The following is a 14,341-nucleotide window of genomic DNA, read 5'->3' on the forward strand; positions in this document are numbered from 1 at the left end:
AATGAGCTACACAAGACTGTTCGTCTCCAAAATTTGCTGTAAAACTAAATATATTCATTACTCTTATTTTTATCTAAGATAACATTTTTTATTTAATTATAAGTAATTACGGATATTCAATAATTTATAACATAAATTATTTAAAATTCTACAACGTTATGAATGTAAAAGTATCATAACGTAAATTTTACAGTAGTAATACTTTTTTACAAGTCAAACTTTATTCCTTGCGCCAAAGGTAATTTTGTCGTATAATTTATGGTATTGGTTTGCCTGCGCATATATACTTTCCATGCATCAGAACCAGATTCTCGTCCACCACCAGTATCTTTTTCACCACCAAAAGCACCACCAATTTCTGCCCCAGAAGTACCTATATTTACATTGGCTATTCCACAATCAGAACCCGCATGAGATAAAAATAGTTCTGCTTCTCTTAAATTATTAGTCATAATTGCAGAAGACAAACCTTGAGCCACATTATTTTGAATTGCTATGGCATTAGTGACATCTCCATCATATTTTATAAGATATAAAATGGGTGCAAACGTTTCTTGTTGCACAATGCTAAAATCGTTTTTAGCTTCTGCTATGGCAGGTTTTACATAGCAACCAGATTCATAACCATCGCCTTGTAAAACTCCACCTTCAACAATAATCTTTCCACCTTCAGTAGTTACTTTATCTAAAGCTTGGTTATACATTTTAACAGCATTTGTATCAATTAAAGGACCAACATGATTGTTTTCGTTTAAAGGGTTTCCTATACGCAATTGAGCATAAGCATTTGTAAGCGCCTCTTTTACCTTATCGTAAATAGATTCATGAATAATTAACCTTCTTGTAGAAGTACATCTTTGACCAGCTGTACCAACAGCGCCAAAAACAGCACCTATAACCGTCATTTTAATATCTGCATCTGGTGTTACAACAATTGCATTATTACCTCCTAGTTCTAATAATGTTTTTCCTAAACGACCCGCAACTTCTTTAGCAACAATTTTTCCCATTCTAGTAGATCCTGTTGCAGAAATTAAAGGAATTCTAGTATCTTTTGTTAAGAATTCACCTACAGTATAATTGCCATTAATCAAGCAAGAAATTCCTTCAGGTAGTTCATTTTCTTCGAGTACTTCTGCAATAATATTTTGGCATGCAATGCCACATAAAGGTGTTTTTTCACTTGGTTTCCAAACACAAACATCTCCAGAAATCCATGCCAATGCTGTATTCCAAGCCCAAACAGCAACAGGAAAATTAAACGCAGAAATAATACCTACAATTCCTAAAGGATGGTATTGCTCGTACATTCTATGACCTGGACGTTCTGAATGCATGGTTAAACCGTGCAATTGACGAGATAAACCCACAGCAAAATCACAGATATCTATCATTTCTTGTACCTCTCCTAAACCTTCTTGGTAGCTTTTACCCATTTCGTAAGAAACTAACTTACCTAAAGCCTCTTTTTTTTGACGCAATTTTTCACCAAATTGACGTACAATTTCACCACGTAAAGGCGCAGGTTTGTTACTCCATGTTGCAAAAGCGTCTGAAGCAGAATGCAATACTTTTTCGTAACTTTCTTTAGAAGTGGTAGTTATTTTTGCGATTAATTTACCATCTACAGGAGAAAAACTCTCTATAACCTCTTTGTCAGAAAAAAATAAACTTCCACTAGATGTACCTTTATTTACTTCTTTTATTCCTAAATCTTTTAAGGCCTCTTGTATTCCAAATGCTGTCATTTTGCAGTTTTTTAATGTTGAACTTGATACTAAATTTCAGAAAAACCTGAAGATTCTCCAGTCAATTTTCTTTACTCTAGAAAAATGTTTTCAAATAAAAATTTTCTTTTCACTTTTTAGTAGGTAAAAATCTTTATTTTTATAGGAACGAATTTACAAATATTATCAAACACTCATCATTAGAACAGAAATTAGATTTTTTGTTTCAAATCATAAATTTTATAAAATGAAAAAATTTGTCTTTGCACTTTCAGTTTTATGGATTGCTTTTGGTTGTCAAGACCAAAAAGTAGTGCCAGTAAAAGAAGAATTAAAAAAAGTAAATGATTATGCAATTATAATTCATGGAGGAGCAGGAACCATTTTGAAGAAAAATATGACTCCTGAAAAAGAAGCTGTTTATACAGCTAAACTAACAGAAGCTATAAAAGTTGGGTATGAAATTTTGAGACAAGGAGGAACAAGTACAGAAGCTGTCGTAAAAACGATTCAGGTAATGGAAGAATCACCATTATTTAATGCAGGAAAAGGAGCTGTTTTTACCCATGAAGAAACCAACGAATTAGATGCTTCTTTTATGGACGGAAAAACTTTAAACGCAGGTGCCGTTGCAGGAGTAACTAATGTAAAGAGTCCTATAGAATTAGCATTAAAGGTAATGACAGATTCTGATCATGTAATGCTTTCTGGTAAAGGTGCTTCTGTATTTGCAAAAGAAAAGGGATTAGAAATTGTGGATCCTAGTTATTTTTATACAGAAAAACGTTTTAAATCGTTACAAAGAATTAAAGAAAGAGCAAAAACAGAATTAGACCATGATGATAAAAAAGCTGCTTTTTACGATGCAGATATTAAGAATGCAAAATTTGGTACAGTAGGTTGCGTTGCTTTGGATAAAAATGGAAATATAGCAGCAGGAACTTCTACTGGAGGAATGACAAATAAACGTTGGGGAAGAATTGGAGATGCTCCAATAATTGGTTCTGGAACGTATGCAAACAATAATACATGTGGTGTCTCGTCTACAGGATGGGGTGAGTATTTTATTAGAAGTCAGGTTGCTTATGATATTTCTGCTCAAATAGAATATCAACAAAAAACATTAAAAGAAGCAACACAAGACGTTATTCAAAAGAAATTAACCAAACTTGGTGGTACAGGAGGTGTTGTAGCTTTAGATAAAAATGGTAATATGTCTTTTGAGTTTAATACTGCAGGTATGTACAGAGCTTCTATGGATGATAAAGGCAAGTTGGTAGTTAAAATTTACAAAGAATAAGCCAACCACTTTTCTGGTAAAGGTTCTAAATTAATCTCTTTTTTTATAGATTTTATCTTTTTCTTATAACCTAAACGTGTTATTATAGGAATAGATAAATTGATATTATTTCGTTTGTTAAGTAGTTCTAAAACATCTCTAATATCTCTTTTAGAACACAATACCAAACTATTCATCATAGCATTAGATTCAATATCTAAATCATAAAAATCTGTATAAAATTTTGGTTTTCCATCTTGGTAAATGACCCATTGTGTGCTCTTCTTATTTGGTATTTCTATAATTTCTTTTGTTCCGCTTAAAGTTCTATAGGTATTCGCTAAAAGTGTCATATCTTTTAAATTAAAATCAATTTTAATTTAAAAGTAAGAGAGAATTAGAAGAAAGAATTTCTTTTTTAGATTAAACTATTAATTATAAAGGTAAGTAGCATCCATTTTAAGATAAACGAAACCTTAAAATTGGTATTTAAGCCCTGTATAAACGCCAATATTAAAGGGAGAAAGACTATTTGAGTTTTCGTTAAATGTGTTTAGCTGTGCCTTAAACATTGGATTTAAATTCAAAGACCAATTTTTACTAAATAAGTAATTAAAATCAAAACCAAAATTACCACTAAAATTGATGGCATTAAGATTGTTAAGCTCACCAGAACTAGATTGAAATGCGGTGTTTATATTTACTTCATTAGTATTTAAAAATAACGAGCTAAAACCACCAACAACTTCAGAGTTAAACTTTTTTGTACTGTAAAAATTATATTTTACCTCTACAGGAACTTCTATATAGCCATAGTTTTGAGATAAATCTCCTGTTAAGGCTGTACTGTTTGCAAATGGTGTATTTCCTAATTCTGAATCAGTAGAACCGTTAGTGGACTGTTGGGTGCTAAAATTGTTATTATCAAAAACTATGGAAGAAAAGAAACTGTTTGAAGCAATACTAATTAAAGGAAGGTTATTATTTGTAAATCTAGTTTCTTGAATGTGAACTCCTGATCTAATAGTCCATTTAGAATTGATTTGATACCCTATTTGTACTCCATAAGAAAACGAATTTTCTCCTTGTATAGAATTTGATAAATTTTGATTTACTGGTAGTTTTTTTGAGAAAGAATTAGAACTTAAAACAGCAAAAACGGGAGCTATAGACCATTTTTTATTTTTTGATGTCTCTGTAAAAATACTATCGTTTTTTTCGATTGCTTTTGTAAAATCTATACTATTTGATTTTTTTTCTTTAGGTTTGGTAATGATGATCTCTGCATTACTTTTAATTGAATTTTTTACTTTCTCTTTTTTACTTTCGGAAATTTCTTTAACATTGGTATTACTTTGATTATCTGCTAAAAAAACCTTTTCCATAGCGTTTTTTGTGCTAACTAATTTCTTTTTCTCTATGTTTTTGGTAGTTGTGTTTATATGTTTTTTTCTAGGTAATACTTTTTTTGCAACTACTTTTTTTTCTTTTAATTCCTCTTTCTCACTACTTAAACGGTCAAGCACTTCTTTATGAAGTGTAGTATTTGTATTTAACTCTTTAGGTGCATCTGTAACTATGATTTTAGTGTTTTTTTGTTCTAAAATAGTTGAGGTATTATGTATAGGAAATAAGAAAAATGCCAATAAAAATAGTGCAGCAACACCTCCTGTATACCACCAAAAAGGAACTATTCTTCTCTTTTTTTGAGGTAACTTAGCCTGTATATTGTTCCATACTCTTTGGTTTGGAACAGTCTCCAAATTCATGAGTTTTTCTTGAAACAGTTTATCTATATTTTTATTTTCCATTTACTATTATGGTGTTTTGTTTGTCTTGGTAATCTTGAATTTTATTCTTTAAAATTAACCTTGCTCTAGAAAGATTAGATTTAGAAGTGCCTTCAGAGATATGTAATAACGTTGCTATTTCTTTATGAGAATACTTATCTAAAACATATAAATTAAAAACAAGACGATATCTATCTGGTAATTCTTGTACAAAACTTAATAAAACAGTTACCTCTATACTATTATTTTTAATCTCTACATCTTCTTCATCCTTTATTTCTGGTACATCTTCTACAATTGATAATCTTTTGTCTATTCTATATTTTTGTAAAGCAGTATTTATGGTAATCCTTTTTAACCAACCTTCAAAAGAACCCTTGTACTTGTATGTCTGTATTTTATCAAAAATAATAAGAAAACTATCTTGAAGAATGTCTTCCGCATCTTGGTAATTACGAGCATACTTTAAACAAACCGCAAAAAGTTTGTCAGAAAAAAGCTGATAAACTTTCGATTGGGCTGCTAATTGTTTTTTGCAGCAATCTTTTATGAGTTGTTCTAGTTTGATGGTTCTAATTTACAGGAACTACAACTTCCTCAAAAATATTTTCTCCATTATCGTCTACTCCTTTAAAAAATCGTAATGTGTAATCTTCGTCTTCTTCTGCTATTCTTATGGCAAATTCAAAATCTTCTTGAACCAAAGCTTCTGTACAAGGTCTGTCTAACTCTACAACAGCAATAGCGGCAATATCTCTAACGCTTCTGTCTGTAATACTATCTATAGTTTGGTAAAAGAGGCGCTCAAAAGAATAACACCCGTTAGGTAATGTATATTTTATTTTGATGGTGTCTAATTGATTGGGTGTAAAGCTATCAGGTACTTCAAATTCATCAATTGGTAAAAACTGAAGTGTTAAATTTGGTGTATTATCATTAGTGTCTAAACAAGCACTAAACAGTATTACACCAATAAGTAAAAAAAATATTTTTTTCATATATAATCTCTTGTATTAATATTTTATGATAGGAAATCTGTTTTGACATACCATACCTTTTGGCGGACTTATTACTGCACAATCAGATACGATTTCCCACTTTACATTATACTCAATTTCTGTTTCAGTATAAACTTCTATTTTTTCTAGAAAAGCAGCTGTATCAATTTTATTAGAATAGGGCAAATAGCCTTGAGGGCCACCACAAGCTTTAGCTCCATATGCAACAAGTTGCCAATTACTGACATCATCACATTTTTGGCTGTAGGCTAATGCTGAAATTTCATCAAACAAGTCTATCAAAATTCTATGGTCAATTTCTTGGGCTGTAAGTTCTCTCTTTACAACCAATTCTGTTTCAGAAACAGAAATAACTTTCCAAGCAAAATTTATATTTTGGTTAGTTTTACTAACAGAAACTATATTTTTTTCTAAACGAAAAGTACCTTCTTCATTATAAAAAATTAGAGGAGGTGTGCCACAAAAACCAGAGGTTCTTTCTATAAAGTTTCCACTTTCAAAGAATGAAATAGCATAACCATCTTTAGGTAAAGATTTACCTCTTTTAAAAGTTGTGGTTTCTTGATTGTATTCTGGAGCTACCCAAACACCTAATAATAAATTATCAGAATTTATTTCAATATCACTGTTTTCGCAAGAAAGCAATGAAATAGCGCAAAAAAAGAATACAAAAAATCTTTTAAATTTAGTGTACAAAGACTTTATCCAAGACTTTTTTCTTAAAGTTAAAATGGGCTTCTTATCTCTAAATTCTAACAAAAAAGTATATGATTTTACTGTCATATTTACAAGATGAAAAATTTGTAAAAAGGTTGCGTCTAATATTGGTATTTTTGTAGTGTATATGAAAGAACATATTTTTAATATTAAATCTGAGAAAGAATTTACAGAAGTTACCTTGTCTATTTTTAAACATCAGTTTCAAAATAACAAGGTATACCGCTCTTTTTGTGATTTACTTTACATTCATCCTTCTGATGTTAAAACTATAGATGAAATTCCGTTTTTACCTATTCAATTTTTTAAAAGTAGACAAGTTCTTTCTTCTCTAGAGCCTGTAGAAGAAGTCTTTACAAGTTCAGGAACCACAAGAAGTATTACCAGTAAACATTTTGTTACAGATATTCAACTTTATAAAGAAAGTTATTTACAAGGGTTTGCTCATTTTTATGGGAGTATAGAAGATTATGTAGTGTTGGCGTTATTGCCTAATTATTTGGAAAGAAAAGGATCTTCTTTAATATTTATGGTAAATGATTTGATTGCAAAAACCAATAATCAAGAAAGTGGATTTTTTCTCAATAATTTGCAAGAATTGACTAAAAAACTCATAGAATTAGATAAAAAAGGTCAAAAAGTGTTGCTTATTGGAGTTTCTTTTGCCTTGTTAGATTTGGTTGAAATACAGAAATTTAATCTGAAAAACACCATAATCATGGAAACGGGTGGTATGAAAGGAAGAAGAAAAGAATTGGTTAGAGAAGAATTGCATCAAATTTTGCAAGAAGGTTTTGGGGTTGCTCAAATTCATTCAGAATACGGAATGACAGAGTTGTTAAGTCAAGCATATTCTAAAGGAAACGGAATTTTTGAAACACCTTCTTGGATGAAAATTTTAACCAGAGATACAGAAGATGCGTTAACTATACAAAAGACTGGTAAAACAGGCGGAATTAACATGATTGATTTGGCTAATTATAACTCTTGCTCTTTTATTGCTACGCAAGATTTAGGAAAAGTGCATAACAATGGAACTTTTGAAATTATTGGACGTTTTGACGATTCTGATATTCGTGGTTGCAATTTAATGGTTTTATAAAAATTTTTTGAGAATGAAATTAATAAAAGAATTTAAAGAGTTTGCGGTAAAAGGCAATATGATAGATATTGCCATTGGTGTAATTATTGGTACAGCTTTTAACAAAGTTGTAAATGTTTTGGTAAAAGAGGTATTAATGCCTCCACTTTCTTATATGACAGAAGGAGCCAATTGGGAAAATAAAAAAATTATTTTACGAGAAGCTGTCAATTTAGAAGGAGCTTCTAAAATAGAAGAAATTGCTATTGGGTATGGTAAACTTATAGAAGCAGGTGTAGATTTTTTAGTAATTGCATTTACTGTTTTTGTAGTGGTAAAGTTGATGAATTCGCTTAAGAAAAAAGCAGAAGATCCTAAAGACGCAAAAGTGGTCACACCTAAAAATATAGAATTGATGAATAAAACGAATGAGTTGTTAGAGCAACAGAATGCTTTTCTACAAAAATTATTGATTAAAGATAATAAATAGCACAAAATAAATGTAATGTATGCTTAAATTTATCGTCTACACTCTAAAATTCTAATTAATGAAAAACTATTTTACAGCAATACTATTTTTCTTCTCAATTTCTTTTTTTGCGCAAGACTACAATTTAAAAGGAGGCTACGTTGCAGAGGGTTATGATGTTGTTGCTTACTTTAATAATATAGCAGCAAAGGGTAATAAAAAATTTAGTACTACTTATGATGGTGTACAATTTAAGTTTGTCTCTAAAGAAAATTTAAAAACCTTTGTAAAATCTCCTAAAAAATACATACCTGCTTATGGAGGGTATTGTGCTTATGCTATTGGAGTAAAGGGAGAAAAGGTATCCATCAACCCGAAAACTTTTGAAATTAGAGACGGTAAATTGTATCTATTTTACAATGCTTGGGGTACTAATACATTAGAATTGTGGCAAAAAGAAGGTGCAGAAGATTTAAAACAAAAGGCAGATAAAAACTGGAAAAAAATAACAGGCATCAATAAATAATTGATAACCTTGGGGGAGGTTATAGGATTATTTTATTGAGGAAAAGCTGATTTTTTCAGCTTTTTTTTGGCAGAGAATTGTACTCAGTATCCATTACCCTATCCCAAAATGTAAAGTATAAGCCATAATTGTAATTAAACTTTGTGTGATGACAATCATGGTGAGTAGCACCAATAAAAATACTTTGAAACCACTTTCCAAATTTTCCTGAAGGATATATTTCTACACCTGCATGATTAATAGTTGCAGAAAAAGTCATAATACTAAGTACCGCAATTATAGCATAAAAATGCATAGGTAAAATACAACAGACAATTGGCAAAAAAAGTGCTTGTAAAATAGTTTCTAGTGGATGAAAAGAAAACGATGTCCAAACAGAAGTATGTATACTTTTATGATGTATTAAATGAAAATATTTGTATACTTTAGGATTGTGCATCCATCTATGAGCCCAATAATAATAAGTGTCTTGTAAAAATAAAAAAAGAAATACACTTACAGGAATGTACCAAATAGGGTATGTAGAGACATCTTTATAAATTAAAGTAACATCAATTTTCCAGAGATAGTAGCAAAAAATAATAAAAACTCCAAAAATTAACCCGCTTAAAGCAGACCAATAGATTTCTTTAATTCGTTGCTTTTTTTTATGTTTTTTCCTTTTTAAAAAACGGCTTTCAAATGTCTTTTTAAATAATTTAAAAAAGAAAAAATGATAGGCTCCAGAAAAAATCAGGTAACGCAAAAAAACAAATATTGCCAATAGAAAAATAGTAAAAAGAAGCGCAAAAATATTGCTAAAATCAAGTTCCTCTATTGGTGGTATCATATTTAATCTAGTACGTGTAATAAAAAGTAATTCTTTTTACCTCTTTGTAACAATACATATTTATTAGCAATTAAATCTGCTTTAGAAATGATAAAATCTTCTTTTACTTTTTCTTTATTTACAGAAATTGCATTTTCTTTTAAGGCTCTTCTTGCTTCTCCATTAGATTTTAAAAAGTCAGTTTTAGCAGACAAAGCACCAATCATATCTAAACCACCTTCTATATCAGCTGTAGAAATTGTGGCTAGTGGTACACCATCAAATACATCTAAAAATGTTTGCTCATCTAGAGATTTTAAGTCAGATGCTGTAGATTTTCCAAAAAGAATATTAGATGCTTTAATTGCATTTTCGTAAGCAGCAGCACCATGTACTAATAAAGTAACTTCTTCTCCTATTTTTTTCTGTAACAAACGTAAATGAGGTGTTTCTTTATGTTCTAGAATTAAGGTATCTATTTCACCTTTTTCTAAAAAAGTAAAAATTTTAATATATTTTTCTGCATCTTCATCAGAAGCATTTAACCAATATTGATAAAATTTGTAAGGAGATGTTCTTTTTGCATCTAACCAAACGTTTCCGCCTTCAGATTTTCCAAATTTTGAACCGTCAGATTTTGTGATTAACGGACATGTAATTGCATACCCTTTTCCACCACCAATTCTTCTTATCAATTCTGTTCCGGTAGTAATATTTCCCCATTGGTCAGAACCTCCCATTTGTAACGTAGCATTATTATTTTGATACAAGTGTAAGAAATCATACCCTTGCACCAATTGATAGGTAAATTCTGTAAAAGACATTCCTTCTTTAGATTCTGAACCTATTCTGTTTTTAACAGAATCTTTTGCCATCATATAATTTACGGTAATGTGTTTACCAACGTCTCTAATAAATTCTAAGAATGAAAACTCCTTCATCCAGTCGTAATTATTTACCAAAACAGCAGCATTTTCTGCATCAGAAGTAAAGTCTAAAAAATGACCTAGTTGTGTTTTAATAGCTTCTTGGTTATGGCGTAATGTTTTTTCGTCTAACAAATTACGTTCTGCAGATTTTCCTGAAGGATCTCCAATCATACCAGTAGCACCACCAACCAATGCAATAGGTTTGTGTCCGCATCTTTGAAAATGTGCTAATAGCATAATAGGTACAAGGTTTCCAATATGTAAAGAATCTGAAGTTGGATCAAAACCCACATACGCACTTCGCATACTTTCTAATAAGTGTTCTTCTGTAGTTGGCATAGCATCATGCAACATTCCTCTCCATTGTAACTCTTCAATAAAGTTTTTCATCATTGTAAATTTATCAGATGGCAAATATAAGTTTATCACTCAAAATATGCTAAATTCGTAAGATGATTTTAGTTACTGGGGCAACAGGTTTAGTGGGTTCGCATTTACTGTATCATTTGGCGATGAATGATAAAAAAATACGTGCTATTTATCGTTCTGAAGAAAAGATAGAAAAAGTAAAGGAAGTTTTTTCTTTTTATACTGATGATATTACTTTATTTTCTAAAATAGAGTGGTTAAAAGCAGATATTACAGAGGTACCTGCTATGATTCCTGCTTTTAAAGGTGTTACTCATGTGTATCATTGTGCTGCTTTTATTTCTTTTAATCCTAAAGATTACAAAGAAATGCGAAAAGTAAATATACATGGAAGTGCAATTATTGCAAATCTTGCTATAGATGCCAAAGTAAAAAAAATATGTTTTGTTGGTTCTATTGCTTCTGTAGGAGATTCTACAACTGGAGGTTTTATTACAGAAGAATGCGAATGGAATAAAGAAGCGGATAATAGTGGTTATTCTATTACAAAATTTGGTGCCGAAATGGAAATGTGGCGTGCAAGTCAAGAAGGAGTAGAGGTTGTAGTTGTAAATCCTGGGGTAATTATAGGTAGCGGTTTTTGGGGTTCAGCATCGGGTAAATTATTTACTCAAATACACAAAGGATTACCTTATTTTACAGAGGGTATTACAGGTTTTGTGGGTGTAATAGATGTTGTGAAATCTATGATTTTACTGATGAATTCTGAAACTACTAATGAACGTTTTATTTTGGTTTCTGAAAATAAATCATTTAAAGAAATCTTTTTTCTAATTGCTGAGGCACTTGGTAAAAAGAAACCATCAATACATATAAAACCATGGCAAATTGCTATTTTTTGGAGAGTAGCTTGGGTAATTTCTTTAGTTACCAGAAAACCACCATTAATAAGTAAATATTCAGCTAAAAGCGCACATGCAGTATCTAAATATTCTTCAGAAAGACTAAAAAAACAATTTCACGTTGAATTTGAAAAAATAGAAGATGTAATAGTAAGAGTTGGAAAAAATTTTAAGGAGTATTATTCTTAATTCTTTTTGCTAACAACATCTTTCTTATTTTTTAAAGAATCTTTTTTAATCGAGTCTAATTTAAATTTGTCGTATTCAATTCTATCTAAAGAGTCTCTTTCTAGAGAATCTAATCGCATTTCAAGATTCGTGTAAAACTTTTTCTTTTCACTTAAACTGTGCTTAGCATTTTCAATGATTTCTAAATACATATCTACATTAGAAACATAATAAAGATTGCTTTTTTGAAATCTAATGCTGTCAATTTTGTATTTGTCATACACAAAAGCCATGTATTTTATATTTTTTTCTTGTCTTACATTTTTAATGTAAGAAGCAGACGAAGCTATCCACATGTCTTGTATCAAAAGTTGCATAGTATCTTTTGGAATCAAGTCTTTAGGTTTTTCAAAAATGGTATTACTTGTGCATGAAAACAGTAATACAGCAATACAACAAGAAACAAATATTTTCATTTTACCTATTAAAAGTCAATCGTTTTCCTTTTTTATCATCATCAAAAACACCATTATTGTAAATTAAATTTCCGTTTACGAAGGTATGTGTTATTGAAGATGAAAATGTGGTACCTTCAAAAGGAGACCATCCACATTTGTATAAAATATTTTCTTTAGAAACGGTGTATGGTTTGTTAGGGTCAATCAAAACCAAATCAGCAAAATAACCTTCTTTTATAAAACCTCTTTTTTCTATCTGAAATAATTTTGCAGGATTATGACTCATTTTTTCAACAGCCTTTTCAATTGTTATTACACCTTCTTTTACCTTTTCTAAGATAGCCGTTACAGCGTGTTGTACTAATGGGCCTCCACTCGGGGCTTTTGTGTATACGTTGTTTTTTTCTTCTAAAGTATGAGGCGCATGATCTGTAGCTAAAACATCAATTCTATCATCTAACAAGGCCTGCCATAATCCTTGTCTGTCTTTTTCTGTTTTTACTGCAGGATTCCATTTGATAAACGTACCCTTTTCGTCATAATCTTTATCGTTAAACCATAAATGATGTACACAAACTTCTGCTGTAATTTGTTTTTCTTCAAGCGGAATGTCATTTCTAAACAAATGTGTTTCTTTTTCTGTAGATACATGAAAAATATGCAAACGAGCACCAGTTTTTTTGGCAAGTTCAATGGCTTTTGAAGAAGAAATATAACAAGCTTCTTCATTTCTAATAATAGGATGGTATTTTATAGGAATATCATCACCAAATTTTTCTTTATAAATAGTAGTATTTTTTCTGATGGTAGCCTCATCTTCACAATGTACAGAAATGATCATTTTGGTAGATGAAAAAATCTTTTCTAAAACTTCTACATCATCAACAAGCATATTTCCTGTAGAAGAGCCTAAAAATAGTTTTATACCAGCTACATTTTTAGGGTTGGTTTTTAACAACTCTTCTAAGTTGGTATTTGTACCACCAAACATAAATGAATAATTTACATAAGAGTCTTTGGCTGCAATTTGAAATTTATCTTCTAATAATTCTTGTGTGGTAGCTTGTGGTACTGTATTGGGTTGCTCTATAAAAGTTGTAATTCCGCCAGCAGCAGCAGCCCTACTTTCTGATGCTATATTGGCTTTATGTGTTAAACCAGGTTCTCTAAAATGTACTTGATCGTCTATAAAACCCGGAATTAAATAGCTGCCTTTTGCATCAATGACTTCAGCATTCTTGGGTATAGCTATAGTTGTAGCTATTTCTTTTATAATTTCATTTTCAACAAAAACATCACCCGTAAAAGTGTTGTTTTCATTAACAATAGTTGCATTTTTTATTACGTAAGCACTCATTATAATATCTTATTTAGGCAATCCTTTTAATCTCATTTTTATAACTCCAAAAAGTGCTTCAGAAACAATGTTTCCACTCATTTTAGAGGCTCCTAAATCTCTATCTGTAAATACAACAGAGACTTCTTTAATTGTAAATTTATGTTTCCATGCTTTGTATTTCATTTCTATTTGAAAAGCATATCCAATAAATTTTATTTGATCTAATTTTATAGTTTCTAGTACTTGTCTTTTCCAACAAACAAAACCAGCAGTGGTATCAAAAACAGGAATTCTAGTTATAAACCTTACGTACCTAGAAGCAAAGTAAGATAAGAGCAACCTTTTAATATCCCAGTTTACAACATTTACCTGATTATTAACATATCTAGAACCTACAGATACATCTCCTCCACCTTTATGGCAAGCATTGTACAAACGTACCAAGTCTTTAGGATTGTGAGAAAAATCTGCATCCATTTCTATAATATATTCGTATTTTTTTGTCAGTGCCCACTTAAAGCCATGAATATAAGCAGTACCTAAACCATTTTTACCCTTTCGCTTTTCTATAAAAAGTTTGTTTGGAAATTCAGATAGTAGGTTTTCTACAATTGTAGCAGTACCATCAGGAGAATTATCGTCTACCACTAAAACATTGAATATTTTTTTTTGATTAAAAACAGCCCTAACAATAGCTTCTATGTTTTCTTTCTCGTTGTAGGTAGGAATAATGACTAAAGCGTCAGACATAAATAAATAA

Annotated in this window: 16 protein-coding genes; 5 read left to right on the forward strand and 11 right to left on the reverse strand. The window is 30.5% G+C overall.

Annotation, left to right across the window (positions count from 1 at the left end):
- Positions 1 to 206: 206 nt before the first annotated feature.
- Entirely contained in the window at positions 207 to 1,748 is a 1,542-nt protein-coding gene (locus DUT90_RS00610; RefSeq protein WP_114424778.1) for an aldehyde dehydrogenase family protein, read from the reverse strand.
- Between the two features lie 226 nt (positions 1,749 to 1,974).
- Here DUT90_RS00610 and DUT90_RS00615 point away from each other — a divergent pair, with 226 nt between their 5' ends.
- Positions 1,975 to 3,027, forward strand: a complete 1,053-nt coding sequence (locus tag DUT90_RS00615) for an isoaspartyl peptidase/L-asparaginase family protein (protein ID WP_114424779.1) — start codon at positions 1,975 to 1,977, stop codon at positions 3,025 to 3,027.
- Here the strand turns inward: DUT90_RS00615 and DUT90_RS00620 are convergent.
- The 5 genes from DUT90_RS00620 to DUT90_RS00640 form a co-directional block, all read right to left on the reverse strand.
- Positions 3,015 to 3,359, reverse strand: a complete 345-nt coding sequence (locus tag DUT90_RS00620) for a hypothetical protein (protein WP_114424780.1) — start codon at positions 3,357 to 3,359, stop codon at positions 3,015 to 3,017. The genes DUT90_RS00615 and DUT90_RS00620 overlap by 13 nt on opposite strands.
- 123 nt (positions 3,360 to 3,482) lie before the next feature.
- Positions 3,483 to 4,817, reverse strand: coding sequence for a hypothetical protein (locus DUT90_RS00625; RefSeq protein ID WP_114424781.1), 1,335 nt, complete (start codon positions 4,815 to 4,817; stop codon positions 3,483 to 3,485).
- Positions 4,807 to 5,373, reverse strand: coding sequence for an RNA polymerase sigma factor (locus DUT90_RS00630; RefSeq protein ID WP_309477127.1), 567 nt, complete (start codon positions 5,371 to 5,373; stop codon positions 4,807 to 4,809). The genes DUT90_RS00625 and DUT90_RS00630 overlap by 11 nt, the downstream gene beginning before the upstream one ends.
- Positions 5,369 to 5,794 carry a hypothetical protein gene (locus DUT90_RS00635; RefSeq protein ID WP_114424782.1) on the reverse strand — a complete coding sequence of 142 codons (426 nt, stop codon included), beginning with the start codon at positions 5,792 to 5,794 and terminating at the stop codon, positions 5,369 to 5,371. Before DUT90_RS00635 ends, DUT90_RS00630 begins: the two co-directional genes overlap by 5 nt.
- 15 nt (positions 5,795 to 5,809) lie before the next feature.
- Positions 5,810 to 6,598: a hypothetical protein gene (locus tag DUT90_RS00640; protein WP_114424783.1), complete on the reverse strand. Its 789-nt coding sequence runs from the start codon at positions 6,596 to 6,598 to the stop codon at positions 5,810 to 5,812.
- A 61-nt stretch (positions 6,599 to 6,659) separates the two neighbouring features.
- Here DUT90_RS00640 and DUT90_RS00645 point away from each other — a divergent pair, with 61 nt between their 5' ends.
- Genes DUT90_RS00645 through DUT90_RS00655 form a run of 3 tightly spaced genes read left to right on the forward strand, consistent with a single transcriptional unit; the run spans position 6,660 to position 8,608 of the window.
- Positions 6,660 to 7,634: an acyl transferase gene (locus DUT90_RS00645; protein WP_114424784.1), complete on the forward strand. Its 975-nt coding sequence runs from the start codon at positions 6,660 to 6,662 to the stop codon at positions 7,632 to 7,634.
- 13 nt (positions 7,635 to 7,647) lie between these two features.
- Positions 7,648 to 8,103 (forward strand): large conductance mechanosensitive channel protein MscL, encoded by a 456-nt coding sequence (mscL, locus tag DUT90_RS00650; RefSeq protein WP_114424785.1) that lies wholly within the window; start codon positions 7,648 to 7,650, stop codon positions 8,101 to 8,103.
- A 58-nt stretch (positions 8,104 to 8,161) separates the two neighbouring features.
- Positions 8,162 to 8,608: a YHS domain-containing (seleno)protein gene (locus tag DUT90_RS00655; protein ID WP_114424786.1), complete on the forward strand. Its 447-nt coding sequence runs from the start codon at positions 8,162 to 8,164 to the stop codon at positions 8,606 to 8,608.
- Between the two features lie 55 nt (positions 8,609 to 8,663).
- Here DUT90_RS00655 and DUT90_RS00660 read toward each other — a convergent pair whose 3' ends face one another.
- Both DUT90_RS00660 and tyrS read right to left on the reverse strand, forming a co-directional pair.
- Complete coding sequence (locus tag DUT90_RS00660) at positions 8,664 to 9,437, reverse strand: sterol desaturase family protein (protein WP_258848474.1); 774 nt, start codon at positions 9,435 to 9,437, stop codon at positions 8,664 to 8,666.
- Between the two features lie 2 nt (positions 9,438 to 9,439).
- On the reverse strand, positions 9,440 to 10,738 hold the full coding sequence (gene tyrS, locus DUT90_RS00665) for a tyrosine--tRNA ligase (protein ID WP_181858109.1): 1,299 nt from the start codon (positions 10,736 to 10,738) through the stop codon (positions 9,440 to 9,442).
- Positions 10,739 to 10,797: 59 nt separating this feature from the next.
- On the opposite strand from tyrS, the gene DUT90_RS00670 reads away from it, so the two are divergent.
- Positions 10,798 to 11,805 carry an NAD-dependent epimerase/dehydratase family protein gene (locus tag DUT90_RS00670; RefSeq protein ID WP_114424788.1) on the forward strand — a complete coding sequence of 336 codons (1,008 nt, stop codon included), beginning with the start codon at positions 10,798 to 10,800 and terminating at the stop codon, positions 11,803 to 11,805.
- On the opposite strand, the gene DUT90_RS00675 is transcribed toward DUT90_RS00670, so the two are convergent.
- From DUT90_RS00675 to DUT90_RS00685, 3 genes are read right to left on the reverse strand one after another with little or no spacing between them, the layout of a single operon-like run.
- Entirely contained in the window at positions 11,802 to 12,260 is a 459-nt protein-coding gene (locus DUT90_RS00675) for a DUF4296 domain-containing protein (RefSeq protein ID WP_114424789.1), read from the reverse strand. The two genes, DUT90_RS00670 and DUT90_RS00675, sit on opposite strands and share 4 nt — an antisense overlap.
- Before the next feature lies 1 nt (position 12,261).
- Positions 12,262 to 13,599 carry a dihydroorotase gene (locus DUT90_RS00680; protein WP_181858110.1) on the reverse strand — a complete coding sequence of 446 codons (1,338 nt, stop codon included), beginning with the start codon at positions 13,597 to 13,599 and terminating at the stop codon, positions 12,262 to 12,264.
- Between the two features lie 9 nt (positions 13,600 to 13,608).
- Positions 13,609 to 14,331: a polyprenol monophosphomannose synthase gene (locus tag DUT90_RS00685; RefSeq protein ID WP_114424791.1), complete on the reverse strand. Its 723-nt coding sequence runs from the start codon at positions 14,329 to 14,331 to the stop codon at positions 13,609 to 13,611.
- Positions 14,332 to 14,341 lie beyond the last annotated feature (10 nt).

The sequence above is a fragment of the Polaribacter sp. WD7 genome (assembly GCF_003335085.1).
Taxonomy (GTDB): Bacteria; Bacteroidota; Bacteroidia; order Flavobacteriales; family Flavobacteriaceae; genus Polaribacter.